Source organism: Duganella phyllosphaerae (genome assembly GCF_001758785.1).
GTDB classification, from domain to species: Bacteria; Pseudomonadota; Gammaproteobacteria; order Burkholderiales; family Burkholderiaceae_D; genus Rugamonas; species Rugamonas phyllosphaerae.
In genome coordinates this window covers 1-26854 of the sequence record NZ_LROM01000118.1, presented here as the reverse complement: position 1 = coordinate 26854, position 26854 = coordinate 1, and the positions used below count along the sequence as shown (strand labels likewise).

23 protein-coding genes are annotated in these 26854 nt (G+C 62.7%); 21 read left to right on the top strand and 2 right to left on the bottom strand.

Features of this window, described 5'->3' with window-relative positions:
* Nucleotides 1-8 precede the first annotated feature (8 nt).
* The 20 genes from rlmN to DUPY_RS20855 all read left to right on the top strand — a co-directional run bounded on the left by rlmN (nucleotide 9) and on the right by DUPY_RS20855 (nucleotide 22063).
* A complete protein-coding gene (gene rlmN / locus DUPY_RS20950; protein ID WP_070250789.1) occupies nucleotides 9-1181 on the top strand; it encodes a dual-specificity RNA methyltransferase RlmN in 1173 nt (390 codons plus the stop codon).
* A gap of 32 nt (nucleotides 1182-1213) precedes the next feature.
* Nucleotides 1214-2008 carry a type IV pilus biogenesis/stability protein PilW gene (pilW, locus tag DUPY_RS20945; protein ID WP_229255451.1) on the top strand — a complete coding sequence of 265 codons (795 nt, stop codon included), beginning with the start codon at nucleotides 1214-1216 and terminating at the stop codon, nucleotides 2006-2008.
* 7 nt (nucleotides 2009-2015) lie between these two features.
* A complete protein-coding gene (locus DUPY_RS20940; protein ID WP_070250785.1) occupies nucleotides 2016-2897 on the top strand; it encodes a RodZ domain-containing protein in 882 nt (293 codons plus the stop codon).
* Nucleotides 2898-2920: 23 nt separating this feature from the next.
* Nucleotides 2921-4189, top strand: a complete 1269-nt coding sequence (gene ispG / locus DUPY_RS20935) for a flavodoxin-dependent (E)-4-hydroxy-3-methylbut-2-enyl-diphosphate synthase (RefSeq protein WP_070250783.1) — start codon at nucleotides 2921-2923, stop codon at nucleotides 4187-4189.
* A 156-nt stretch (nucleotides 4190-4345) separates the two neighbouring features.
* Complete coding sequence (hisS, locus tag DUPY_RS20930) at nucleotides 4346-5695, top strand: histidine--tRNA ligase (RefSeq protein ID WP_070250782.1); 1350 nt, start codon at nucleotides 4346-4348, stop codon at nucleotides 5693-5695.
* Nucleotides 5696-5741: 46 nt separating this feature from the next.
* The gene (locus DUPY_RS20925; RefSeq protein ID WP_070250780.1) at nucleotides 5742-6404 is read left to right on the top strand and encodes a tetratricopeptide repeat protein; all 663 of its coding nucleotides are present in this window, start codon (nucleotides 5742-5744) and stop codon (nucleotides 6402-6404) included.
* A gap of 57 nt (nucleotides 6405-6461) precedes the next feature.
* Nucleotides 6462-7598, top strand: coding sequence for an outer membrane protein assembly factor BamB (bamB, locus tag DUPY_RS20920; protein ID WP_070250778.1), 1137 nt, complete (start codon nucleotides 6462-6464; stop codon nucleotides 7596-7598).
* 4 nt (nucleotides 7599-7602) lie between these two features.
* Nucleotides 7603-8952, top strand: a complete 1350-nt coding sequence (gene der, locus DUPY_RS20915) for a ribosome biogenesis GTPase Der (protein WP_070250776.1) — start codon at nucleotides 7603-7605, stop codon at nucleotides 8950-8952.
* A gap of 246 nt (nucleotides 8953-9198) precedes the next feature.
* Nucleotides 9199-9435 carry an RNA chaperone Hfq gene (gene hfq, locus DUPY_RS20910; RefSeq protein ID WP_019920453.1) on the top strand — a complete coding sequence of 79 codons (237 nt, stop codon included), beginning with the start codon at nucleotides 9199-9201 and terminating at the stop codon, nucleotides 9433-9435.
* A gap of 48 nt (nucleotides 9436-9483) precedes the next feature.
* Nucleotides 9484-10704 (top strand): GTPase HflX, encoded by a 1221-nt coding sequence (gene hflX / locus DUPY_RS20905; RefSeq protein WP_070250774.1) that lies wholly within the window; start codon nucleotides 9484-9486, stop codon nucleotides 10702-10704.
* 14 nt (nucleotides 10705-10718) lie between these two features.
* Nucleotides 10719-12032, top strand: a complete 1314-nt coding sequence (gene hflK, locus DUPY_RS20900) for an FtsH protease activity modulator HflK (protein ID WP_084640830.1) — start codon at nucleotides 10719-10721, stop codon at nucleotides 12030-12032.
* Nucleotides 12032-12925: a protease modulator HflC gene (hflC, locus tag DUPY_RS20895; protein ID WP_070250772.1), complete on the top strand. Its 894-nt coding sequence runs from the start codon at nucleotides 12032-12034 to the stop codon at nucleotides 12923-12925. Before hflK ends, hflC begins: the two co-directional genes overlap by 1 nt.
* 255 nt (nucleotides 12926-13180) lie before the next feature.
* Nucleotides 13181-14341, top strand: a complete 1161-nt coding sequence (locus tag DUPY_RS20890; protein ID WP_070250770.1) for an ATP phosphoribosyltransferase regulatory subunit — start codon at nucleotides 13181-13183, stop codon at nucleotides 14339-14341.
* A 4-nt stretch (nucleotides 14342-14345) separates the two neighbouring features.
* A complete protein-coding gene (locus DUPY_RS20885; protein WP_070250768.1) occupies nucleotides 14346-15656 on the top strand; it encodes an adenylosuccinate synthase in 1311 nt (436 codons plus the stop codon).
* A 25-nt stretch (nucleotides 15657-15681) separates the two neighbouring features.
* Nucleotides 15682-16227, top strand: a complete 546-nt coding sequence (locus DUPY_RS20880) for a phosphoribosyltransferase (RefSeq protein WP_070250767.1) — start codon at nucleotides 15682-15684, stop codon at nucleotides 16225-16227.
* 51 nt (nucleotides 16228-16278) lie between these two features.
* Nucleotides 16279-16875, top strand: a complete 597-nt coding sequence (locus tag DUPY_RS20875) for a MarC family protein (protein WP_019920446.1) — start codon at nucleotides 16279-16281, stop codon at nucleotides 16873-16875.
* Between the two features lie 214 nt (nucleotides 16876-17089).
* On the top strand, nucleotides 17090-19954 hold the full coding sequence (locus tag DUPY_RS20870) for a TonB-dependent receptor (protein WP_084640829.1): 2865 nt from the start codon (nucleotides 17090-17092) through the stop codon (nucleotides 19952-19954).
* A 139-nt stretch (nucleotides 19955-20093) separates the two neighbouring features.
* Nucleotides 20094-20375 carry an autorepressor SdpR family transcription factor gene (locus DUPY_RS20865; RefSeq protein ID WP_070250763.1) on the top strand — a complete coding sequence of 94 codons (282 nt, stop codon included), beginning with the start codon at nucleotides 20094-20096 and terminating at the stop codon, nucleotides 20373-20375.
* Entirely contained in the window at nucleotides 20372-21028 is a 657-nt protein-coding gene (locus tag DUPY_RS20860) for an SdpI family protein (RefSeq protein WP_070250762.1), read from the top strand. The genes DUPY_RS20865 and DUPY_RS20860 overlap by 4 nt, the downstream gene beginning before the upstream one ends.
* Before the next feature lie 27 nt (nucleotides 21029-21055).
* Nucleotides 21056-22063, top strand: coding sequence for an alpha/beta hydrolase (locus DUPY_RS20855; RefSeq protein ID WP_229255450.1), 1008 nt, complete (start codon nucleotides 21056-21058; stop codon nucleotides 22061-22063).
* Between the two features lie 13 nt (nucleotides 22064-22076).
* Here the strand turns inward: DUPY_RS20855 and DUPY_RS20850 are convergent, their stop codons facing one another.
* Both DUPY_RS20850 and uvrB read right to left on the bottom strand, forming a co-directional pair.
* A complete protein-coding gene (locus tag DUPY_RS20850) occupies nucleotides 22077-23108 on the bottom strand; it encodes a pirin family protein (protein WP_070250760.1) in 1032 nt (343 codons plus the stop codon).
* Nucleotides 23109-23116: 8 nt separating this feature from the next.
* Entirely contained in the window at nucleotides 23117-25192 is a 2076-nt protein-coding gene (gene uvrB / locus DUPY_RS20845) for an excinuclease ABC subunit UvrB (protein WP_070250758.1), read from the bottom strand.
* Nucleotides 25193-25473: 281 nt separating this feature from the next.
* Between uvrB and DUPY_RS20840 the strand changes: the two genes are divergently transcribed.
* Nucleotides 25474-26676 carry an amino acid aminotransferase gene (locus tag DUPY_RS20840; protein ID WP_070250756.1) on the top strand — a complete coding sequence of 401 codons (1203 nt, stop codon included), beginning with the start codon at nucleotides 25474-25476 and terminating at the stop codon, nucleotides 26674-26676.
* The last annotated feature ends 178 nt before the right edge of the window (nucleotides 26677-26854 follow it).

The following is a 26854-nucleotide window of genomic DNA, read 5'->3' as shown; positions in this document are numbered from 1 at the left end:
AATAGACTATGAACGCACCTCTGACCAACTTGCTGGACTTCGATCCCGCGCAGCTTATCGCTTATTGCGCCGAGTTGGGGGAGAAACCGTTCCGCGCCAAGCAACTGCAACGCTGGATCCACCAGTTCGGTGCGTCGGATTTCGACAGCATGACCGATCTGGCCAAGTCGCTGCGCGACAAACTGAAAACCCGCGCCTTCGTGGCCGCGCCTGCCATCATCAGCGACAACACGTCCACTGACGGCACCCGCAAATGGCTGATCGACGTCGGCAACGGCAACGCGGTCGAAACCGTGTTCATCCCGGAAGAAAACCGTGGCACGCTGTGCATCTCCACCCAGGCCGGTTGCGCCGTGAACTGCCGCTTCTGCTCGACCGGCAAGCAGGGCTTTTCGCGCAACCTGTCGGTTGGCGAAATCATCGGCCAGCTGTGGATGGCTGAATTTGAACTGCGTCGCACCAAGGGCATCGAGCCCGGCCCCAAGGGCGAGCGCCAGATCACCAACGTGGTCATGATGGGCATGGGCGAGCCGCTGCTCAACTTCGAACCGACCGCCACCGCACTCAAGCTGATGTTGGACGATAACGCCTACGGCCTGTCGCGCCGCCGCGTGACCCTGTCCACCTCGGGCGTGGTGCCGGCAATCGACCGCCTGGCGCAGGAAGTGCCGGTGGCGCTGGCCGTCTCGCTGCACGCGTCCAACGACGAGTTGCGCAACAGCCTGATCCCGCTGAACAAGAAATACCCGCTCAAGGAATTGATTGCCGCCTGCAAGCGCTACCTGCAATATGCGCCGCGCGACTTCATCACCTTCGAATACTGCATGCTCGATGGCGTCAACGACAGCGACGAGCACGCGCGCGAACTGATCGCGCTGGTGCAGCACCCGGTCGATGGCATCAACTGCAAATTCAACCTGATTCCATTCAATCCGTTCCCGGAGTCGGGCCTGCTGCGCTCGAAAAATCCCCGTATCAAGGCCTTCGCCCAGATCCTGGTCGATGCCGGCCTGGTCACCACCATCCGTAAAACCCGTGGCGACGACATCGACGCCGCCTGCGGCCAGCTCGCCGGCGAAGTGCAGGACCGCACCCGCGTCCAGGAACGCATGGGCAAGATGGCCGAGTACCAGCAAAAGTTCGGCGCCAATTTCGGCAAGATCGTGGAGATCCATTCCTGATGGCGCGTTGGGCGCAGCAAAACCGGTGTCGCATGGCCATGCTCGGGATGTTCCCGCTGCTGGCCGTCGCACTGGGCGGTTGCGTCACGACCCCGGATAGTCCACAATCTGCCCGTGGCGCCGACAGCGCGCGGACGCCGGGCAGCGCCGAGCGCAAGGCGGCGATTCGCACGCAACTGGCGGTCGGCTATTTCGAGCAGGGCCAGTACACGGTGGCGCTGGGCGAAATCAAGCTGGCGCTCGCTGCCGAGCCCGACAACGCCGAAGCATTGGGCTTGCGCGGCCTGATCGAGCAAGCGCTGGGTCAACCCGCTGCCGCCGACGAGAGTTTCCGCCGCGCCCGCAAGCTGGCGCCGGAAAATCCGGACCTGGCCAACAATTACGGCTCTTTTTTGTGCGAGAGCGGCCGCGTGGCCGAGGCGTTGCCGCTGTTCGATACCGCGCTGGCCAACCGCGCTTACCGCTCGCCGGCCAGCGCCGCCAACAATGCTGGCGCGTGTGCATTGAAAATCAAGGATTACGCCAGCGCGGAGCGTTATCTGCTGCAAGCGTTGCAGTTGACGCCCGATCTGCCGGCCACCAACGCCAACCTGGCGCGGCTGTACGTGGAAAAACGCGATGTTCAGCGCGCGCATTTCTTCGTGACCCGCCTGGGCGACGTGGCAAAGATGGAGAGCCTGACGGCCGATGTGCTGTGGCTCGGGATTAAAGTGCAGCATCAGGTGGGCGATACGGGAAAACAAGCTGGTTGGGTCACGCAGTTGCGTACCCGCTACCCCGGCTCGACCGAGTATGCTGCTTATCAACGTGGGGCGTTTGATGAGTGAGACAGCAATGAATTCTGAGTGGGTAGAACCGCCAAAAGACCAGGCCAAAACCGGCCTGGCCACGCCCGGAGCACAATTGAAGGAACAGCGCGAAGCGCTGGGCCTGTCCGTGGAACAGATCGCCGACCAGCTCAAGCTGGCGCCGCGCCAGGTGGTGGCGCTCGAAGCCGGCGATTATGCATCGTTGCCCAATATGGCGGTCACGCGCGGTTTCGTGCGCGCCTATGCCAAGGTGGTGCGCATCGACGCCACGCCGCTGGTGGCGATGATCGAAGTGCGTTCGCCCACCAGCCCCGAGGTATCGCCCCCGCGCAAGGAAATAGCCGCCACCTTCTCCGATACGCGGATGCCGCTGATGAAGTCGCGCCACTCGCATACCGGCGCCTGGGTGATGGGCGGGGTAGCGGTGGTGGTCGTGGTCGGCGGGATTTTCCTCTACCAGAGCGGCCTGATTGCCCACACGCTGGCGTTGTTCGAACGTGGCGCCGATAGCGCTGCCGTGGCCACCGAGCCGGCCAAGACCGATACGACGGTGGCGCCGCTCGAGACCACGCTGGTCAAACCAGGCCAGGAAACCGCAGCGCTGCAGTCGCCCAATGTGCCGCTGGTGTCGGTGCCACCGGTCGATGGTGGCAGCGCCGCCAGCCTGACCGGCACCGCGCTGGTGTTGAAAGTGACCGAGGATTCGTGGGTCGAGATTCGTCGTCCGGGCGCCGCGCCGCTGATTTCGCGCGTGGTCAAGGCCGGCAGCACCGAAACCTTCGACATCAAGGGCCCGTCGCTGCTGATCGTCGGCAAGCCCGCCGGTGTTCAGGCGTCGCTGGGCGGCGCGCCGCTGGCGTTGCCGCAAATCGCCGGCGGCACCATCGCCCGCGTGAACATTAAATAAATCAAGTACCGAGTTAAACGACCATGTCTTCTACGCCAACAGCTATTCCTTCGGGCCAGTCACCGCGCCGCGCCAGCCGCAGCGTGCTGGTGGCGCACGGCCAGCGCCAGATCTGGGTGGGCGGCGACGCCCCCGTGGTGGTGCAGTCGATGACCAATACCGACACCGCCAACGCCATCGAAACCGCGATCCAGATCCGCGACCTGGCCCGCGCCGGGTCCGAGCTGGTACGCCTGACCGTGGACCGCCCCGAGTCGGCCGAAGCCGTGCCCTACATCCGCGAACAGCTCGACAAGATGGACGTCGATGTGCCGCTGGTCGGCGATTTTCACTACAACGGCCACACGCTGTTGAATGACTATCCCGAGTGCGCCAAGGCGCTGTCGAAGTACCGCATCAACCCGGGCAACGTGGGCAAGGGCGCCAAGCGCGACACCCAGTTTGCACAGATGATCGAAGTGGCGGCGCGCTACAACAAGCCGGTGCGCATCGGCGTCAACTGGGGCAGCCTGGACCAGGCGCTGCTGGCGCGCATCATGGATGAAAACGCCGGCCGCGCCGAGCCGTGGACCGCGCAGCAGGTCATGTACGAGGCGCTGATCACGTCGGCCATCGAGAACGCCGTGCGCGCCGAAGAACTGGGCCTGGCGCGCGACAAGATCATCCTGTCGTGCAAGGTCTCCGGCGTGCAGGACCTGATCGCCGTGTACCGCGAACTGGGCAAGCGCTGCGACTATCCGCTGCACCTGGGCTTGACCGAAGCGGGCATGGGCAGCAAAGGCATCGTGGCGTCCACCGCCGCGCTGTCGGTGCTGCTGCAAGAGGGTATCGGCGACACCATCCGCATCTCGCTCACGCCGGAGCCGGGTGGCGACCGCACCAAGGAAGTGGTAGTGGGGCAGGAAATCCTGCAAACCATGGGCCTGCGCAAGTTCACGCCGATGGTGATTGCATGCCCCGGTTGCGGCCGTACTACGTCGACGACCTTCCAGGAACTGGCCGACAACATCCAGACCTTCCTGCGCGACCAGATGCCGGAATGGAAAAAGACCTACCCGGGCGTGGAAGCGATGAACGTGGCCGTGATGGGCTGCATCGTCAATGGCCCCGGCGAATCGAAACACGCCAACATCGGCATCAGCCTGCCCGGCACCGGCGAATCGCCGGCTGCGCCGGTGTTTGTCGATGGCGCCAAGTTTGCGACCTTGCGCGGCGAACGGATCGTGGAAGAGTTTCACGAGATCGTGTTGAATTATGTGAAGGCCAACTACGGCAAGGCTGTGGCAGCGTAGTTGTATAGTTAAATGCCGTCAGCGCCGCTGGCCGTAGAGTCGTCATTCCCGCGCAGGCGGGAATCCATAGACCGCCGGCCAGGATGCTCAGCATGGATTCCCGCGTGCGCGGGAATGACGGATTCAAGAGTTGTGGTATCGGTAAAGAAAACGAATATGTCCGAAAATAAAAAAGCTGAAAAAATCACCGCCGTCAAAGGCATGAACGACATCCTGCCGCAGGATTCGCACCTGTGGCAGCTGTTCGAGAACACCGCGCAATCGGTCGTGCAAAGCTATGGCTTCCAGCAGATCCGCACCCCGATCGTGGAAGACACGGCGCTGTTCAAGCGCGCCATCGGCGCGGTGACCGACATCGTCGAAAAAGAGATGTATTCGTTCACCGATTCGATGAACGGCGACCAGCTGACCCTGCGCCCCGAAGGCACGGCCGGCGCGGTGCGCGCGGTGATCGAGCATAACCTGGTGTACGAAGGTCCGAAGCGCGTGTGGTACACGGGACCGATGTTCCGCCACGAGCGTCCGCAGCGCGGCCGCTATCGCCAGTTCTACCAGTTCGGTTGCGAAGCCGTGGGCTTTACCGGTCCGGACATCGATGCCGAGATGATCATGCTGTGCCGCCGCCTGTGGGACGACCTGGGCCTGGAAAACATCCGCCTCGAACTGAACTCGATCGGCGACGCCGGCGAGCGCGCGCGCCACCGCGTGGACCTGATCGCGTACCTGGAAAGCCACGAAGCGCTGCTCGACGCCGAAGCCAAGCGCCGCCTGCACAGCAACCCGCTGCGCATCCTCGACACCAAGAACCCTGCCATGCAGGACATGGTCAACGGCGCGCCGAAACTGCTCGACTACCTGGGCGAAGAATCGCTGGCGCACTTTAACGGCGTGCGCAAGATCCTCGACCACAACAACATCCCGTACGTGATCAACCCGCGTCTGGTGCGCGGCCTCGATTACTACAACCGCACCGTGTTCGAGTGGGTCACCGATGCGCTGGGCTCGCAAGGCACCGTGTGCGCGGGCGGCCGTTACGATCCGCTGATCGCCTCGTTCGGCGGCAAGCCCACGCCAGCTGTCGGTTTCGCCATGGGCATCGAGCGCCTGCTCGAGTTGATGAAGGAAGTGGGCGAGCCTGAGCAGCCTAACCTGTGCGACGTGTACCTGGTGCACCAGGGCGAGGCAGCCCAGCTGCAATCGTTCGTGCTCGGTGAACGCCTGCGCGACGCCGGCCTCGACGTGATCATGCATGGCTCGACCGCCAACGGCCCCGGCAGCTTCAAGAACCAGATGAAAAAAGCCGACGGCAGCGGCGCGTCGTTCGCGGTCATCATCGGTGAAGACGAAGTGACCAACCACACCGCGTCGGTCAAGGCCATGCGCGGCGCCGAAGGCGAGCAGCAGGCCACCGTACCGTTCGACGAAGTGGTCGACTACGTGGTGGACCAGATCACCGGCAGCGGCGACCATCACCACCACGTGCACGACGAGCACTGCAATCACTAAGCTGTTTGTATTCAAACCTTCCTAACTTTTTAGCAGACGAACTGACATGGCATACGATCTCGAAGAACAAGAACAACTCGCTACGCTCAAAGCATGGTGGGAGCGTTACGGCAACCTGACGACCTGGATCATCATCATCGCCCTGGCCGCTTACTCCGGCTGGGCTGGCTGGAACTACTACCAGCGCAACCAGACCACCCAGGCCTCGGCCCTGTACGAGGAACTGCAACGCGCGGTCGAAGCCAAGGACAACACCAAGGTCCAGCGCGCCGCCACCGACATGGAAAGCAAGTTCGCCAGCACCGCTTACGCCCCGATGAGCGCACTGGTGGCCGCCAAGAGCGCCTTCGATGCCAACGACGCCAAGACCGCCAAGGCCCAACTGCAATGGGCGATCGAGCACGGCGCCGACGAGTTCAAGGCGATCGCCAAGGTGCGCCTGGCCGGTTTGCTGCTCGATGAAAAAGCGTATGACCAGGCGCTGAAAGCGCTGGACGGCAACGTGCCGCCAGCGTTTGCCGGCTCGGTGGCCGACCGCAAGGGCGACATCCTGGCGGCCCAGAACAAGCTGGCCGAAGCGCGCACCGCCTACCAGGCTGCGCTGGACGCCACCGACAAGAAAAACCCGGGCCGCCAGCTGATCCAGCTGAAGCTGGAAGCGATCGGCGGCAGCGTGCCGGCCGACAAACCAGCCAAGGCAGCGGCGTAAGCGTCAGCGCGTTCCACGACTCCGGATAACCCGTAACGAGCAAGGTTGAAAAATTTTATGCGCATCACCGAAAAAGCTATTGCTGCAAGCCTGCTGGCACTGTTGGCTGGTTGCTCCTTGTTTGGCTCGAAAGACACCAAGAACCAGCCAGCACCGCTGGTCGAACCACCGGGCAGCATGCAGCCGCCGGTGGCCTGGAAGTATTCGCTGGGCAAGGCCGGCAATGCCGTCTTCACCCCGGTGCTCGCTGGCGACAGCGTCTACCTGGCCGACGGCGACGGCGTGCTGGCGCGCGTGAATGCCGCCACTGGCAAGGAAATCTGGCGCATCAAGACCGGCACCGACCTGACGGCCGGCGTGGGCAGCGATGGCGAGGTGGTGGTGGTTGGCGACAAGAAAGGTGTTATCCTAGCCTTTGATGCCAACGGTAAAGAATTGTGGAAAGCACAAGCATCGAGCGAAGTGCTGTCTTCGCCGGTGGTCGGTGGCGGGGTGGTGGTGGTACGCAGTGTCGATAACGTGATTACCGCGTACGAAGCCAAGACCGGCGCCAAGCGCTGGAACGTCACCCGTACCACGCCGGCGCTGACCCTGCGCAATGCGCCGGGCATGGTGATCAACGGCCCGAACGTGTATGTCGCCCAGCCGGGCGGCAAGCTGGTGGTGCTGGCCCTGGTTGGCGGTTTGCCGCGCTTCGAAGTGGCGGTCGGTGAGCCACGTGGCGCGACCGAACTCGAACGCGTGACCGACATTGCCGGCGCGCCCGTGATTTTCGAAAAAGATGTGTGCGCCGTGTCGTACCAGGGCCGCGTGGCCTGCTACGACGCCACCACCGGCGCGCCGTCCTGGAGCAAGCCTGCTTCGTCCGACGTGGGCGTGGCGGTGGACCAGCGTTTTGTATTCGTCTCCGACGACAAGGGCGAAGTTGCCGCCTATAGCCGCGAAAGCGGCAGCAACGCCTGGAAGAACGACAAGCTGTCCTATCGCCGCCTCTCGACCCCCGTGTCGTATGGCCGCGCCGTGGCCGTTGGCGACTACCAGGGTTACATCCACTTCCTGTCGCGGGAAGATGGCGCTTTGCTAGGTCGAGTCGCGACCGATGGCAGCCCGATCCAGTCGGCTCCCGTCATCGCCGGCTCGAATTTGATTTTTCAAACTCAAGCAGGAACTGTGACCGCTCTCGCGGTCGAGTAATTCAATGAAGCCGGTAATCGCACTTGTGGGTCGACCCAATGTAGGGAAATCGACCTTGTTTAATCGTCTGACCCGCTCGCGCGATGCGCTGGTGGCGGACTTGCCTGGGTTGACGCGCGATCGTCACTATGGCGAGGGCCGTGTCGGCGAACGTCCCTTCCTCGTCATCGACACGGGCGGCTTCGAGCCGGTCGCCAAGGAAGGCATCATGCATCAGATGGCCAAGCAGACCAAGCAAGCCGTAGCCGAGGCCGACATCGTCGTGTTCCTCGTCGACGGCCGCCAGGGCCTGACGCCGCATGATAAAACCATTACCGACTTCCTGCGTAAAAGCGGCCGTCCGGTCATGCTGGTCGTGAATAAATCGGAAGGCATGCGCTATACCGCCGTGGTCTCCGACTTTTACGAGCTGGGCATGGGCGAGCCGTATTCGATCTCGTCCGCGCACGGCGACGGCGTGGCCGACCTGGTGGAGGAGGCGCTGAACCTGGCCTTTGCCCAGCGTCCCGACGAGCCGGAAGAACTCGATCCCGCCCAGCGCGGTGTCAAGATCGCCCTGGTCGGTCGTCCCAACGTGGGCAAATCGACCCTGATCAACACCCTGGTCGGCGAAGAGCGCGTGATCGCCTTCGACATGCCGGGCACTACCCGCGACTCGATCGAGATTCCGTTCGAGCGCGAAGGCAAGCAGTACACGCTGATCGACACGGCCGGTATTCGCCGCCGCGGCAAGGTGTTCGAAGCGATCGAGAAATTCTCGGTCGTCAAAACCCTGCAGTCGATCTCGGAAGCCAACGTGGTCGTGCTGATGCTCGACGCCCAGCAGGATATCTCCGAGCAGGATGCCCACATCGCCGGCTTCGTGCTGGAAACGGGCCGCGCGCTGGTGATCGCCGTCAACAAGTGGGACGGCCTGCGCACCGACGAGCGCGACGAGATCAAGATCGACATCGACCGCAAGCTCGACTTCCTGTCGTTCGCCAAGATGCACTTTATCTCTGCACTGAAGTCGCAGGGCATCGGTCCACTGATGAAGTCGGTCGATGCGGCTTACGCGGCTGCAATGTGCAACCTGTCCACGCCCAAGCTCACCCGCGCGCTGATCGAAGCGGTGGAAAAGCAGGAGCCACGGCGCAAGGGTTCGATCCGTCCGAAGCTGCGCTATGCGCACCAGGGCGGCATGAACCCGCCGGTCATCGTCATCCACGGCAACGCCCTGGAAGCGGTGGGCGATCCGTACAAGCGCTACCTCGAGAAGCATTTCCGCGACACGTTCAGTTTGATAGGCACGCCGCTGCGTATCGAGCTGCGCACGGGTAAAAACCCGTTCGACAAGCGTACCGAAAAGAAGTAATCGCGTGACAACGCCGGGTCACGTTATTGTGACCTGGCTTTCTCCTTAGTTTTCAATTAAATAGGCTGTTTTTTTGCGGTGCGACACTGCAAAAAAAGCAAAAACAGGTTACAGTGGCTTGGAAGCACCATTCCCTACGTGGCGAGCGGTGTTTCAGCGAATATCATTTGACTTTCGCTGGGCCACGTACTTGAAATCAAGCGTTTCGCCTCCAAATCTAACACAACAACATAAAATGGAGCTGTTATGAGCAACAAAGGGCAACTGTTACAAGACCCATTCCTCAACGCACTGCGCAAAGAGCACGTGCCGGTGTCGATCTACCTCGTTAACGGCATCAAGTTGCAGGGCCACATCGAATCGTTCGATCAGTACGTCGTACTGCTGCGCAATACTGTGACCCAGATGGTGTACAAGCATGCCATCTCCACCGTGGTGCCGGCTCGCGCCGTCAACCTCAGCATCGATAACGACGCGGACTAAGCGCTTGCCTTACCCTTACTGCGTCACCCCAACCTTACAGATCGTCGTATGCGTGCAGCTCTAGTCGGTATTGATTTCGGCCAGGGCGACTTCGCCGCCAGCGTCGAGGAACTGCAACTGCTGGCCCGTTCAGCAGGTGCGGAACCCGTGACGACGATCACCGCCAAGCGCTCCGCCCCGGACTCCGCGTATTTCGTCGGCAGCGGCAAGGCTGACGAAATCGGCCAGGCCGTGCTCGACGAGCGTATCGAAATCGTCATCTTCAACCACGCTCTCTCGCCGGCCCAGCAGCGCAACCTGGAAAAGCGCCTGAATATCCGCGTGCTCGACCGTACCAGCCTGATCCTCGACATTTTCGCCCAGCGCGCCGCCTCGCACGAGGGCAAGCTGCAGGTGGAACTGGCGCAGTTGCAGCACCTGGCCACGCGCCTGATCCGCGGCTGGACTCACCTGGAACGGCAAAAGGGCGGTATCGGCCTGCGCGGTCCCGGCGAAACCCAGCTCGAAACCGACCGCCGGCTGATCGGCGAGCGTGTAAAAGCCCTGCGCGCGCGCCTGGCCAAGCTGCGCAAGCAGCATGAAACCCAGCGCCGTTCGCGTGGCCGCAGCCAGACTTTTTCCGTGTCGCTGGTCGGCTATACCAATGCCGGCAAGTCCACCCTGTTCAACGCGGTGACCAAGGCCGGCGTGTATGTTGCCGACCAGTTGTTCGCCACGCTGGACACGACCTCGCGTCGCGTCTACATGGGACAGGAAGTGGGCAACGTGGTGTTCTCGGACACGGTCGGCTTCGTGCGCGAATTGCCGCACCAGCTGGTGGCGGCATTCCGCGCCACGCTCGAAGAGACCATCCATGCCGATTTGCTGCTGCACGTGGTGGACGCTTCGTCGCCGGTGCGCATGGAGCAGATCGAGCAGGTCAACCTGGTGCTCAAGGAAATCGGCGCCGATCATATTCCGCAAATTTTAGTGTGGAACAAGATCGATGCCGCTGGCCTGGAGCCTTCGGTCGAGCGCGACGAATATGCTAAGATTTCCCGCGTTTTCCTCAGCGCCCGCACCGGTGTCGGCGTGGACCTGCTGCGCGAAGCGGTGGTGGAATGGGCCAAGGCGGCCCCGGGCGCCAGGCTCAACGAAGCGTACCCGATCGATGCGGACGAAGCAGAGCTCGATACAGACGATGCAGCGCAGGAGCCGGACAGGTCCGATTCCGGCGACGACAGCAGTACCTCGCGCAGTTCCCCTACAACTCACGTTGGATCCCACTAATGCGTGTCCCATCAATGATCAAACGTCTCGGCATCAAGCTGTCGCTGAACGACCCCCGCTGGGGCTCGGACAAGAAAGACGGCGAGCCGCAGGCGAACGAAGGCAAAAAGCCTGGCGAAGGCCCTCCCGACATGGAACAGTTGTGGCGCGATTTCAATGAGCGCCTGAACAATTTCTTCGGCCAGAAAAAACGCCCGGACAACAATAACAACGGCAACAACAACGGCGGGGGCGGCATGCCGCGTCCCGATCCGGCCGGCATGCGCGCCACCGCTGGCGCGATTGCCGGCGTGGCCGCGCTTATCTGGCTGGCCTCGGGCTCGTTCATCGTGCAAGAGGGCCAGGCCGGCATCGTCTACACCTTCGGCAAATACACGCACTCGACCGGATCCGGTTTCAACTGGCGCTGGCCGTACCCGTTCCAGTCGAACGAAACCGTGCGCGTCTCGCAGATGCGCATGGTCGAGATCGGCTATCGCGGCAACATCAAGAACAAGCAGACCCAGGAATCCCTGATGCTGACCGACGATGAAAACATCATCGACATGCAGCTGGCCGTGCAGTTCAAGCTGAAAGACCCCGTGGCCTGGCTGATGAACAACCGCGACGAGGAAGAAACCGTGCGCCAGGTCGCCGAGACGTCGATCCGCGAAATCGTCGGCAAGAACAAGATGGACTTCGTGCTGTACGAGGGCCGCGACAAGGTCGCCTACGAAACCCAGGTGCTGATGCAAGCCATCCTCGACCGTTACGCTTCCGGCGTACTGATCTCGGGCGTGACCTTGCAGGCAGTGCAGCCGCCCGAGCAGGTGCAGAGCGCCTTTGATGATGCGGTCAAGGCTGGCCAGGATCTGGAACGCCAGAAGAACGAAGGCCAGGCTTACGCCAACGACGTCATTCCGAAAGCGCGCGGTACCGCTTCGCGCCTGATGCAGGAAGCCGAAGCGTACCGTTCGATGGTCACCGAGAACGCCACCGGTAACGCCAACCGCTTCAAGCAGGTGCTGGTCGAGTACCAGAAGGCGCCGGCTGTGACGCGCGACCGCATGTACCTCGACACCATGCAGCAGATCTTCTCGAGCACCAGCAAGGTGATGGTCGACTCCAAGAACGGCAACAACCTGCTGTACCTGCCGCTCGACAAGCTGATCGCCCAGGCCGCTGCTGGCGATGCTGCCCGCAACAGCAATAATAGCAACAGCGCGGGTTCGCCAGCGACCGCGCCGACCACGGCAACGCTGCCGGCCGACGTGATGCCATCGGTGGAAGTGAGCCGCCAGCGCGAGCCGCGCCCGCGGGATTCCTCACGTGAACGGGAGAGTCGTTAATGAATCGCATAGTCAGTACCCTCGTGGCAGGTTTTGTCCTGCTGCTGATCCTGTCGTCGATGATCTTCGTGGTCGACCAGCGCAAGTACGCCATCGTGTTCGCGCTGGGCCAGATCAAGGAAGTCGTGCGCGAGCCAGGTTTGCACTTCAAGCTGCCGCCACCGTTCCAGAACGTGGTGCTGCTCGATAACCGCATCATGACCATCGAGTCGCCGGACGCCGAGCGCTTCATCACGGCCGAGAAGATGAACATTTTGGTCGACAGCTTCGTCAAGTGGCGCATTGGCCGCAACGAAGGCCAGGCCAAGCTGTACTACGTCACCTTCGGCGGCGACGAAACCCGTGCCCGCGACCGCATGTCGGTCATCATCAAGTCGGCGCTGAACGAGGAAATCACCAAGCACACGGTGAGCGAAGTGATCTCGGGCAAGCGTGGCCAGGTGATGGAAGCGATCCGCAACAAGGTGGTGCAGGAGTCGGCCCAGATCGGCGTCGAGATCATCGACGTGCGCCTGAAACGCGTGGAATACGTCGAGCAGATCAACAACTCGGTGTACGAGCGCATGAAAGCCGAGCGCCTGCGCGTGGCCAACGAGCTGCGTTCGACCGGTTCGGCAGCGTCGGAAACCATCCGCGCCGACGCCGACCGCCAGCGCACCGTGATTCTTGCCGAAGCCTACCGCGACGCCGAGAACATTCGTGGTGAAGGCGATGCGAAAGCGTCGCAGATCTACGCCGAAGCGTTCGGCCGCAACCCGGAGTTCTACAAGTTCTACCGTAGCCTGGAAGCGTACCGCACCACCTTCAAGAGCCAGGGCGACGTGATGGTGGTCGATCCGAGCTCGGACTTCTTCAAGTACTTCAAGAGTTCCGGTAGCAGCGGTCAGAAGTAACAGGGGAGGGCGCCTGTCCTGGCGCTTCGTTCCTGCCCGCACCCGCTGTTCCGTCATCCCCGCGCAGGCGGGGATCCAGTTTTTCCGGTCCGCCCGCAAATTGGATTCCCGCCTGCGCGGGAATGACGACTCGGTCCCTAGGGCGCATTTTTTACCTCCCCCCAAGCATTTTCGCGTAAAATATCAGGTTCGGCCTGTCACTTGTTGACACGCGGCGCCCGCGCCCCATTGTTCATTATTTAATCATTGTCTCCCATGCCGAATTGGCTTTTGCCCGAGAATATCGCCGACGTGTTGCCGTCGGAAGCCCGCAAGATTGAAGAACTGCGTCGTTTGATGCTGGATAACTTCCGTCTGTACGGGTACGAACTGGTGATGCCACCGCTGCTCGAGTACCTCGAGTCGCTGCTCACCGGCACCGGTACCGACATCGACCTGCGCACCTTCAAACTGGTGGACCCGATCTCGGGCCGCCTGCTGGGCCTGCGTCCCGACATGACCACCCAAGTGGCGCGCATCGACGCCCACCTGCTCAACCGTGCTTCGGTCACGCGCCTGTGCTACGCCGGCAACGTGCTGCACACGCATCCGTCGGGCCTGCACGCTACCCGCGAGCCGCTGCAGATCGGCGCCGAAATCTACGGCCATGCCGGCCTGGAAGCGGACGCCGAAATCCAGGAGCTGGCGCTGTCCACCCTGGCGCTGGCCGGTTTTCCGCAAGTGCGGCTGGACCTGACCCACGTCGGTGTGCTGCGCGCGATCATCGAGGGCGACGCTGCTGCTGCCAGGGACGAAGCGGCGCTGTACCTGGCGCTGCGCGCCAAGGACGTCTCGGACCTGAAAGCGCTCACCGCCAACTACGCGCCGCAAACGCGCGACGCGCTGCTGGCGCTGACCCAGCTGTACGGCGACATCGACGTGCTGAAAAAAGCGCGCGAGGTGCTGCCGGACTTGCCGGGCATCGCCAAGGCCTTGGCCGAACTGGCGGCGCTGGCTGCATCGGCGCTTGGCCGCGCCGAGGTCGCCATCGACCTGGCCGACCTGCGCGGTTACCAATACGAAAGCGGTGCGATGTTCGCGCTGTATGTGCCAGGCTTGCCGAACGCGGTGGCGCGCGGCGGCCGTTACGATCACGTAGGCGAAGCCTTCGGCCGGGCCCGTCCCGCCACCGGCTTCTCGCTCGACCTGCGCGAGCTGGCGCGCCTGTTACCCACTGCGGAACGCAAGCATTCGATCCGCGCGCCGTGGGGCAATGCGCCTGAATTGAAAGAAAAAATCGCCGAGCTGCGCAAGTCCGGCGAAGTCGTGATCCAGAGCATGCCTGGTCACAGCAATGAGCTGGACGAGTTCGAGTGCGATCGCGCGCTGGTGCTCGACGATAACAGTAGTCAATGGATTCTTAAAAACTTAGGTTAGTGTGATGTCAAACAAAAACGCAAAGAATGTGGTCGTCATCGGCACCCAATGGGGTGACGAAGGTAAAGGCAAGATCGTCGATTGGCTGACCGATCATGCACAAGGTGTGGTGCGCTTCCAAGGCGGTCACAACGCCGGCCACACGCTGGTTATCGGCGGCGTCAAAACCGCGCTGCAACTGATACCTTCGGGCATCATGCGCCCAGGCGTGGCCTGCTACATCGGTAACGGTGTGGTGGTGTCGGTGCCGGACGTGCTGCGCGAAATCGACAAGCTGGAAAAAGTCGGTGTCGAAGTGGCCTCGCGCCTGAAAGTGTCGGACGCAGCGCCGGTCATCCTGCCTTACCACTCGGCACTCGACCTGGCCCGTGAAGCCAAGCGTGGCGAAGCGAAAATCGGCACCACCGGCAAGGGCATCGGCCCGGCCTACGAAGACAAGGTCGCCCGTCGCGCGATTCGCGTGGCCGACCTGCTCAACGAAACGCGCTTTGCCGAAAAACTGGCCGAGAACCTCGACTACCATAACTTCGTGCTGGAACACTATCTGAAAGCACCGAAGGTCGACTACCAGAAGACCCTGGACGACGCGCTGGCCTACGTGCCACGCCTGCGTCCGATGGTCACCGATGTCTCGAGCGCGCTGTACGCAGCCCACAAGGCTGGCGCCAACCTGCTGTTCGAAGGCGCACAAGGTTCGCTGCTGGACGTCGATCACGGCACCTATCCGTTCGTCACCTCCTCGAACTGCGTGGCCGGCAATGCCGCCGCCGGTGCTGGCGTGGGTCCGAACATGCTGCACTACATCATGGGCATCACCAAGGCCTACACCACCCGCGTCGGTTCCGGTCCGTTCCCGTCGGAACTGCCAACCGATGCAGGCGTTGGCCACCACCTGGCGCAAGTGGGCCACGAGTTCGGCACCGTGACGGGCCGCGCTCGCCGCTGCGGCTGGTTCGATGCCGCGCTGCTGCGTCGTTCGGTGCAAATCAACGGCGTGACCGGCATGTGCCTGACCAAGCTGGACGTGCTCGACGGTATCGAAACCCTGAAACTGTGCACCGGCTACACCATCGACGGCGTCACCGTGGACATCTTCCCATCGGGCGCCGAAGAAGCGGCCCGCTGCGTGCCGATCTACGAAGAAATGCCAGGCTGGACCGAAAGCACCGTTGGCGCCAAGACCATGGAAGCGCTGCCGGCCACTGCCCGCGCCTACATCAAGCGCATCGAAGAGCTGGTCGGCGTGCCAGTTGACATGGTCTCGACCGGGCCGGATCGTGAAGAAACGATCGTGCTGCGTCACCCGTTCGCCTAATCGTTCGCATAATAAGAGGAATGTCATGAACAACCCGCAAACCAATGAAAAACACCTCTGGGTGTCCTGGGACGAATACCACCGCCTGATTGAGCGCCTGGCGCTCAAGGTGCATGAGTCTGGCTGGAAATTCGACATGGTGCTGTGCCTGGCGCGCGGCGGCGTGCGTCCTGGCGACGTGTTCTCGCGTATTTTCGACGTGCCGCTGGCGATCCTGTCGACCAGCTCGTACCGCGAAGACAAGGGCACGACCCAGGGCGACCTCGACATCGCCAAGTACATGACGATGACCAAGGGCCCGCTGTCGGGCAAGATCCTGCTGGTCGACGACCTGGCCGATTCGGGTGTTACCCTGATCAAGGTCATGCAGCACCTGAAGGAAAACTTCGATGGCGTGACCGAAGTGCGTTCGGCCGTGATCTGGACCAAGGGCAGCTCGGCCTTCCGTCCTGATTACCAGATGGAAGAACTGCCGCACAATCCGTGGATCCACCAGCCGTTCGAGGACTACGACGGCCTGCGTCCGCATCAACTCGCGGCATGGATCAAAAAAGGCGACACCGCGCAGTAATCGGTGACACAAGGGGAGCTTCGGCTCCCTTTTTAATTCAAGAACAAAAACATGACCCAAGATTTCTTTCAGACCTTCATCCTGCTGGTCCTGGTGACCGATCCTTTCGGTAACGTGCCGCTATTTGCCAGCGTGCTCAACCCCGTGCCGCCGGCACGCCGCCCGCGCATCGTGATACGCGAGTGCGCCATCGCCTTTGGCCTGCTGCTGATCTTCATGTTCTTCGGCCGGCACTTCCTGGCCGCGCTGCATTTGTCCGAGGTGGCACTGCGCATCGGCGGCGCCGTGATCCTGCTCTTGATCTCGATCCGCATGATCTTCCCGCACCCTGATGGCGTGCTGGGCCGCACCGACGGCGCCGAGCCGTTCATCGTACCGCTGGCCATCCCTGCGCTGGCCGGCCCGTCCGCGCTGGCCACCGTGCTGCTGTTCTCGAGCGAGAGCACCGGCGAGGTGCTGGTGCACGTGGCGGCGCTGGCGGCCGTGGCCGTGGTGTGGCTGGCCGTGTTCCTGTCGGCCGAACGGCTGCAAAAAGTGCTGGGCCCGCAGGTGATGACCGCGTTCGAGCGGCTGATGGGGCTGATCCTGACGGCGATGTCGATCGAGATGTTGCTGAGCGGAATACGCGAGTTCGTCAAGACCTTGTAAGGTCGGCGGGACCGCGTCCCGATTGAAAAAAACGCTGTACAGTGCGCGAGCAACGGCGCTACAGTGGCTGAAACAACAATGTAAACAATTTACATAGTGATGCGCCCCCGTCTCCCAGTCGGGGGCGCGCAGCCTCACCACTGTCAGCATTATCGGCGCCCCCTTGCGGCGCCATGCCTGGTGATTCTTCCGAACGACAAAACCAGGAGTACCCATGAAAAGCTCTGCCCGGCATACGCCTGCCCTTCGCCTGTCCGTTATTTCCAACGCCGTGGCCGCATCGTTTGCCGCCACGTTGCTGATTGCCCCGCTGGCGCATGCCCAGCTCAGTACGGCCACCATCCAGGGCCAGGTCGCCAGCGGCGCCGCCCCTTCGGCTGGCGCTGCCGTCACCGCCACCAACGAATTGAACGGTTATAAGTACGAAACCACTACCCGCGCCGACGGCAGCTATGTGTTGACTGGCGTGGCGCCCGGCACCTACCGCATCCGCGTGGGTGAGCAGCAGGCCGAACCGGTCACCGTCAGCGTCGGTCAGACCAGCCAGGTCAACCTGCAATTGCAGGCCGGTGTGCAGCAGGTAGTGATCACCGGCTCGGCGTCGCGGCGCGACGTGACCGGTTCCGAGGTAGGCACGTCGGTGTCGCGCCAGCAGATCGAAAAGCTGCCGCAGGTCACCCGCAACTTCCTCTCGTTTGCCGACCTGGCGCCCGGGGTGCGCTTCAATGTCGATACTGCCGGCAACGTCAAGATGCAGAGCGGCTCGCAGAGCCAGGACAACGTTAACGTTTTCATCGATGGCGTCAGCCAGAAGAACAACATCCTGCGCGGCGGCGTCTCCGGGCTCGACTCGAGCCGGGGCAACCCGTTCCCGCAATCGGCCGTGGCCGAGTACAAGGTGATCGCGCAGAACTACAAGGCAGAGTTCGACCAGGTGTCGAGCGCGGCGATTACGGCGGTGACCAAGTCGGGTGGCAACACCCTGAGCGGCGACGTGTTCTGGGACCACAGCGGCACCAACCTCACCGCCAAGGACCCGTTCCAGAAGGAGTCGGAGCGCAAGGGCGTGGGCCGGCCGTCGTCGTCGCAGGACCAGTACGGCGTCACCCTTGGCGGCCCGATCAAGGAAGACGTCGCGCACTTCTTCATCGCGTACGAAGGCAAGAAGATCGACAGCCCGCGCCAGGTGATCGCCCAGCGCACCGACCTGCTGCCCGATGCCGGCATCGTGCCGTCGCTGCTGGCGCGCCAGGGTTCGCAGGTGTCAAGCTTCAAGGAAGACCTGCTGCTGGTGAAGGTTGATGCGCAGATTTCGCGCAATCAGCGCATGGAGGCCACTGCCCGGGTGCGCCGCGAGTCGGACCTGATCCCCGAAGACCTCAAGCTCAGCGTGGCAGAGAACGTTCTGGATCGGACCAACGACGAAGACCGGTTCGACGTCAAGCACGAGTGGAGCGACAAGGGCTTTTTGAACGAAGCACGCTTCGGCTACGAAAAATACAGCTGGAACCCGCGCTCGGACGCGGCCAACCCGTACGTGCGCTACCAGGTTTCGCCCAGCAACAGCGACAACAACGTGGTCGATGTGCTGATCACCGGCGGCTCGCCCAACAACCAGTTCCGCCAGCAGCGCGGCCTGCTGTTGCAGGACGACCTGACTTACACCGGTCTGGAAAGCCATACCTTCAAGGCCGGCGTCAAGGTCAAGCGCATCGACTACAACCTGTCCGGTACCGCGCGCGCGGTCGAGCAGCGCTGGGAGCGCATCGATACCGTTACCGGCATACCGAGCCTGATCCGCGCCGAGCTGGCGATACCGGCTGCCGGCGTGGCGTTTTCCAACAACCAGTACGGCATCTACTTCCAGGACGACTGGCAGGCCACCGACAAGCTGCTGCTCAACCTTGGCCTGCGCTACGACTACGAGAGCAATATGCTCAACAACAGCTACGCCACGCCGGCCGACCGCGTGGCCATCTTCGGCCGGCAGGATCCGCGCGAAGGCGCGCCGGCCGGCCAAACCTATGCGCAGTCGCTGGCCAGAGGCGGTGTCAACATCGCCGACTACATCAGCGACGGCAACAGCCGCAAACCGTTCAAGGATGCGTGGGCGCCGCGCCTGGGGCTGTCGTACGACATCAACGGCGACCGCGCCTCGGTGCTGTTTGCCGGCTGGGGCAGGGCGTATGACCGCGCCATCGCCAACCACGCACTGGACGAGGCGCAGAAGAATTCGCAGCCCGGTGGCGAAATCTGGCTGATCAAGAACAACCACAAGATGGCGTACACCGACCAGTTCAGCTTTGGCCTGCGCCAGGCGCTCGGTCGCTGGAATGGCGAAGTGGGCTACACCAACTCGCGCAGCCGCAATCAGTTCAACTGGTTCGGTGGCAACCGCGACGTCAACGGCACCTGGGGCAACGGCAGCCCGATCGATCCGCTGTTCGGTTCCGTGCCCGGCTACAGCACCCTGGTGCTGGGCGACTTCATCACCCAGGCCAAGGCCGAGAACATCTACCTGAAACTCGACAAGCCCTATACCAAGGCCTCCACCTGGAGCCTGGGCGCCACCTACACCTATAGCCGCGGCGAGACCACCAACAACGAGTGGACCAACAACACCTTCAACTGGACCTACGGCCGCTATGCTACCGCCTGGAATCCGTCGACCGACGTCGAGAAACACCGCCTGGTGGTGGCGGGCGTGTCCGATGGCTTGCTGCCGTTCGGCCTGATGCTGTCCGGGAAAATGACCTACGGCTCGGGCCTGCCGTACCGCATCACCGACTGCTCGCGCGGCTCCACCAGCTGCGTGGCGGCCGAGGGTAAAGGCAGCAACTTCCGCCAGGTGGACGTGGGCCTGGCGAAAGAGGTCAAGTTCGCCTTCGGTGCGCTGTCGCTGCGCGCCGATGTGCTCAACTTGTTCAACAGCATCAACTACGGCGGCTACGACGGCTGGGGTGGTGGACCGGGCAATCCAGTCAACCGCCTCGGCGGCGACAACGCCAACCTGGGCGTGCCGAACTCGGTGGGCGGCCCGATGCGCACGGTGAAATTCAGCGCGCGTTACGCGTTCTGATCCTGTTGTACCTCGCATCCGGGCGTTCCTGCCCGGATGCTGCCATCCCACGTCGAAATGAATTGACCGCTCCCGGCAATTTGCTTTATATTTCGATGGATGTCTAATTAGACGTTTATCTTAATACGAGTGCCGCTACATGAATGCCAACAACAGTGCCTTCAAGGCGATTGCCGATCCGGCGCGGCGCGAGATCCTGCGGCTGCTGCGCGATGGCGAGATGACGGCCGGCGACCTGGCCGAACATTTCGACACGAGCAAGCCGACCATGTCGCACCACTTTGCGGTGCTGGTGGAGGCCGACCTGGTCGCCCGTCGGCGCGAAGGGCAGACCATCTGGTACAGCCTCAATACCACCGTGTTGCAGGACGTCGTCGCGTGGATGATGGACCTGACCGAACCCACCGGGAGAAAAAAATGAAAGCCCGTTTCATCGTTGTCTGCCTCGTCCTGATCGCCGTTTCCAGCGCCATTACCTGGCACTTTTACCCGGCGCTGCCCGAGAGCGTGCCGGTGCACTGGAATGCCGCCGGCGAAGTTGACGGTGTTGGTCCGCGCGCCATGCTCTGGCTGCTGGGCCCCGGCCTGATGGCATTGGTGGGGCTGCTCGGGCTGGTGCTGCCATGGCTGTCCCCGCGCCGCTACGGCATGACCGCGTTCGAGTCCACGTACCTGTATTCGACCGGCGTGGTGGTGGCGTTGCTGGCATATATCCACGTGCTGGTGCTGATCGCTGCCACCGGCGGCCAGGTGGCTATGGACCGCGCGGTAGCGGCCGGGATGTGCATCGTGCTGATCCTGCTCGGTAACCCGCTGGGCAAGGTGCGCAAGAATTTCTACCTCGGCATCCGCACACCGTGGACATTGAGCAGCGACCGCGTGTGGTACGCCACCCATCGCCTGGCCGCGCGGCTGATGGTGGCCAGTGGCGTGATGGGCCTGATCGGGGTGCTGGTGGGCGCGCCGGCCTGGCTGTTACTGCTGTTGATGTTCTGGTGGGCGCCGGTGGCCGTGCTGCACTCGCTGGCGTGCTACAGGCGCCTGGAAAAAGCGGGTACTCTTGAATCGAACTGAACCACTACATACCGAAGGAGATCGTTGATGCGTATGACGCTGGCCATGTGCACGCTGTTGTTCTGCTGGACGGCCAATGCCGCCATGCCTATCGCACCCGCTGCACCCGCTGCACCCGCTGCCCCTGCTGCACCTGCGGTACCCTTTGTCGTGCGCGACGTGACGCTCGATGTCGGTGGTGGCACGCTGCGCGGTACCGAGCTCGTGCCCAAGGCGGAGGAGGGCAAGCTGCCGGTCGTGCTGCTGCACGCCGGCTCCGGCCCCACCGACCGCAACGGCAACAGCATCGCGCTGCCCGGCGCCAACGACAGTCTGAAAATGGTGGCAGAAGGACTGGCTGCGCGTGGCATCGCCTCGGTGCGCTACGACAAGCGCCTGATCGCGGCCAGCGTCTCACCGCAATGGAGCGAGGCCGATCTGCGCTTCGATGATTTCGTCAACGACGCCGTGGCGTGGATTCGCCAGTTGAAAGCCGATCCGCGTTTTTCGAAGGTGGTGGTGGCCGGGCATAGCGAAGGCGCGCTGATCGCCGCTGGCGCCTGCCGGCGCGGCGCGGCTGATGGCTGCGTGGAGATCGCCGGCATCGGTCGCGGCCTCGACGAAGTGCTCGACGAGCAGTTGAAGCCGCACCTGACGCCGGAACAGTTTACCCAGCATCAGCGCATCGTGGCGTCGCTCAAGGAGGGCAAGCTGGCCGACGCGGTGCCGCCCGAGCTGATGATGTTGTACCGGCCGTCGGTGCAGCCGTACCTGATTTCAGCACTGCGCCACGAACCGCGCGCCGCCATCGCCGCCTTGACCATGCCGGTGCTGATCGTGCAGGGCACGTCCGATATCCAGGTCAAAGTGGCTGACGCGGAGGCGCTGGCCAGGGCGCAGCCAGCGGCGAAAGTGGTGATTGTCGAGGGCATGAACCACCTGCTGAAAATTGTCGGTGACGACCAGGCTTTGCAGGTGAAATCGTATGGCAGCAATGCGCTGCCGGTGGCGCCGCAGTTGCTCGATGCGGTCGCCACCTTCGTGCAGGGCCTGTAAGTTGAGCTAAAGCTCAGCTCTCCCGGCGCTCCACCCGGCCACCGACGTGGCGCGCAAAGCGGGTGGGATCGTCGCCGTGAACGGGCGCCATGTCGGGCCACGGCCAGCCGCCGAAGCCGGTGCGCTGGTAGTCGGCATGGGCCTGGCGAATTTCCTGTTCGCTGTTCATCACGAACGGGCCGGCTTGCGCCACCGGTTCACCGATCGGCCGGCCTTGCAGCACCAGGAACTGCGCGGGTTTGGCGCCGTTCTGGATGACCAGCGGCGCATCGGTACGCAGGTCGTTGGCGCTGCGGGCAGCAATGGCCTGGCCGCCGATGGTGGCGCCGTCGCCGTCGAAATAATACAGCGCCCGCCTGGTCTGCGCACCGCGCGTGGGCGGCAGCGTCCACTCGGCGCCCGGTTCCATCGTGATCACCCAGATCGCCAGGTCACTGTCTTCGGCAGACGCCCACGAATCGGGCGGTGGCGCCAGTGGCGTCATGTCGGCCAGCTTGCCAGCCACGCACAGCACGTCGGTGCGGGCGCCGCCAGCATCGGTCACCACCTGGCGCGGCACATCCTCTGACCACAGCATGGTGAAGTGCGGTTCGACCATCTTGCTGCGCGCCGGCAGGTTGAGCCAGATCTGGAACAGCTCGAGCGGATTGTCGGCATCGGTCTTTAAAAGCGGGAACATCTCGGAGTGGACGATGCCGCGACCGGCCGTGAGCCACTGCACGTCGCCGGCGCCGAAGCGGGCGGCGGCGCCCAGCGAATCGGCATGGTCGATCAGGCCGCGGCGCACGATGGTCACGGTTTCGAAACCGCGATGCGGGTGGCCGGGAAAGCCCGGCACCTGCTGGCCGTGGTACATATTCCAGCCATCGACGTTGGCGAAATCCTGGCCGATGTTGCGGCCCGAAAGCGGCTTGGCGGGGCCGTACTTGCCGTTACCGTGCGGGTAGCCATCGACGTGGTGGACGCAAAATAAAAACGGGTCCATGGTGGCCCAGGGCATGCCCAGCGGGCCGCTGCTGATGATCGGAGATGAGATTGGATTCATTGAATACCTTATGACGGCAGCGTGTCGGCCCCCGGGGCGCCGAACAGCTGCTTTTTGAGCCCATGGAGCTGGTCGCGCACTTGCGCGGCTTTTTCGAATTCGAGATTCTTGGCGTGATCGACCATGGCTTTTTCCAGGCGCTTGATCTCCTTGGCGATCTGCTTTTCGCTCATCGATTCGTACTTGGCCGATTCCTGCGCCACCGCCAGTTCTTCCTTCGCTTCGGCCGGGCTGAATACGCCGTCGATCATGTCCTTGATCTTCTTCTGCACACCGCGCGGCACGATGCCGTTGGCGGTATTGAAGGCGATCTGCTTGGCGCGCCGGCGTTCGGTCTCGCCGATCGCGCGTTCCATCGAATCGGTCATGCGATCGGCGTACAGCAGCGCCACGCCGTTGAGGTTACGCGCGGCGCGGCCGATGGTCTGGATCAGCGAGCGCTCGGAGCGCAGGAAGCCTTCCTTGTCGGCGTCGAGAATCGCCACCAGCGACACCTCGGGCAAGTCCAGGCCCTCGCGCAGCAGGTTGATCCCGACCAGTACGTCGAAGGTACCGAGGCGCAGGTCGCGCAGCAGTTCGACGCGCTCCACCGTTTCAATATCGCTGTGCAGGTAGCGCACCTTGATGCCATGGTCGCTCAGGTATTCGGTCAGCTGCTCGGACATGCGCTTGGTCAGCGTGGTCACCAGCACCCGCTCGTTCTTGGCCACGCGGTCGGTGATCTCCGACATCAGGTCGTCCACCTGCGAGCTGGCGGGACGCACGATGATCAGCGGGTCCACCAGGCCGGTGGGGCGCACCACCTGCTCGACCACCTGGTCTGCATGGGTCTTTTCGTAGTCGGCCGGCGTGGCCGAGACGAACACGGTCTGGCGCATCTTCTGCTCGAATTCCTCGAACTTCAACGGCCGGTTGTCGAGCGCGGACGGCAGGCGGAAGCCGTAGTCCACCAGGTTGGTCTTGCGCGAACGGTCGCCGTTGTACATGGCGCTCAACTGGCCGATCAGCACGTGCGACTCGTCCATGAACATCAGCGCGTCCTTGGGCAGGTAGTCGACCAGCGTAGGGGGCGGGTCGCCCGGCATGGCGCCGCTCAGGTGCCGCGAGTAGTTCTCGATACCCTTGGTGAACCCGATTTCCTGCATCATCTCGAGGTCGAAGCGGGTGCGCTGTTCCAGGCGCTGCTCTTCGATCAGCTTGCTCTCGTTGCGGAAGAATTCCAGGCGGTCGCGCAGTTCGAGCTTGATCGACTCGACCGCGCGCAGCACGGTCGAACGCGGCGTGACGTAGTGCGAGCCGGGATAGACAGTGAAGCGCGGGATCTTCTGCTTGACGCGGCCCGTGAGCGGGTCGAACAGCTGTATCGATTCGAGCTGGTCGTCGAACAGGTCGAGGCGCACGGCCAGGTCGGCATTCTCGGCCGGGAAGATGTCGAGCGTGTCGCCGCGCACGCGGAAGGTGCCGCGGCCGAAATCGACTTCGTTGCGCGTGTACTGCATCTGGATCAGGCGCGCGATGATGTCGCGCTGGGAGACGCGGTCCTTCGCGCGCAGCGTCAGGATCATCTGGTGGTATTCGCTCGGGTTACCGATACCGTAAATGGCAGAGACGGTGGCCACGATCACCACGTCGCGCCGCTCCATCAGCGACTTGGTGCACGACAGGCGCATCTGCTCGATATGCTCGTTGATCGACGAGTCCTTTTCGATGAACAGGTCGCGCTGCGGCACGTAAGCTTCGGGCTGGTAGTAATCGTAGTACGAGACGAAGTACTCGACCGCGTTCTCGGGGAAGAATTCCTTGAACTCCGAGTACAGCTGCGCGGCCAGCGTCTTGTTCGGTGCGAAGACGATGGCGGGGCGGCCCTGGCGCGCGATCACGTTGGCCATGGTGTAGGTTTTGCCGGAACCGGTCACGCCGAGCAGGGTCTGGTAGAACAGGCCGTCGTTGATCCCTTCGCACAACTGGTCGATCGCGGTGGGCTGGTCGCCGGCCGGTGGAAACGGTTGGTGCAGCTTGTAGGGCGAGTCGGGGAAGGTGACCACGGTTGCTGCGGAATTGTCTACTACGGGTAATTCAGCCATCTTGATCAGACCTTTGTTAGAATGACGGCCTGCCAGCGGCCTAATTTTCGGGTACCAGCAGCCTGTGGGACTTGGGGAGTCAGAGCGAAAAAATAGCTGGTCGAGGACAGATTTTTGTCGCTTTCGCAGTGCCCATAGCGGGCTATGGGCCGAGAAAGCGGCGAAATATGGACCGATCCAGGTATTTTTGCAGCTGACGATCCCAAGTTCGACAGGCTGCCGCAAGGGGCGCTGTCAAAATTTTCCACTGCGAACCGCTCTCAATCGAATCCAATCTTATCATGACGAATCCTAGCTTGTTCAGCGCCATCGACATGGCACCACGCGACCCGATCCTGGGTATTACCGAAGCTTTCAACGCCGACCAGAACCCGGCCAAGATCAACCTTGGCGTCGGTGTCTACTATGACGACAATGGCAAGGTGCCGCTGTTGGCTTGCGTACAGAAAGCGGAGGAAATCCTGATCGCCGCGCCGGCGCCGCGCACCTACCTGCCCATCGAAGGCCTGGCTGCCTACGACAAGGCGGTGCAAGAGCTGGTATTTGGCGCCGACAGCGCAGTAATTCAAGAGAAGCGTGCAATTACCGTGCAAGCCATCGGCGGCACCGGCGCCCTGAAAATCGGCGCCGACTTCCTCAAGCGCTTCGCGCCCGACGCCCAGGTCTACATCAGCGACCCGAGCTGGGAAAACCACCGCGCACTGTTCGAAAGCGCCGGTTTCACCGTCAACAACTACAGCTATTACGATCCGGCCACCCACGGCGTCAACTTCGCCGGCATGATCGCCGACATCAGGGCCATGCCAGCCGGCTCGATCGTGCTGCTGCACGCATGCTGCCACAACCCGACCGGCGCCGATCTGACCTCAAGCCAGTGGGATGAAGTGATCGCAGCCGTCACCGGCGGCGGGCTGGTGCCGTTCCTCGACATGGCCTACCAGGGCTTTGGCGCAGGCATCGCCGAAGACGGCGCCGTGGTGCGCCGCTTTGCCGATGCCGGCGGCCCGCTGCTGGTGTCGAACTCGTTCTCGAAATCGTTCTCGCTGTACGGTGAACGCGTGGGCGCCCTGAGCGTGGTGGCGGCCAGCGGCGAAGAAGCGGCGCGCCTGATGTCGCAGCTGAAGCGCGTGGTGCGCACCAACTACTCGAACCCGCCGGTCCACGGCGGCAAGGTGGTTGCCACCGTCTTGACCACGCCGGGGCTGCGCCAGCTGTGGGAAGACGAACTGGCCGGCATGCGCGTGCGCATCAAGGAAATGCGCGAGGCATTCGTCGCCAAGCTCAAGGCCAAGGCGCCGGCACACGACTTCGACTTCGTGCGCGACCAGGTGGGCATGTTCTCGTACTCGGGCCTGACCAAGGAACAGGTGGGCAAGCTGCGCGAGCAATCGATTTACGCCGTCGACACGGGCCGTATTTGCGTAGCAGCACTGAACTCGCGCAACATCGATACCGTTATTGACGCCATCGCCAAAGTGCTCTAAAATCTTGCTTCTTCGGATCGCGGCAACGTGATTCGAGAGGGCAACAAGATGTACGGTTAAGAATTGCACTGAAAGAATTCTTTCTTGTTAGTGCACGACAAACAGTATAAAATGTTGCCTCTTTTCCCTGATAGCTCAGTTGGTAGAGCGACGGACTGTTAATCCGCAGGTCCCTGGT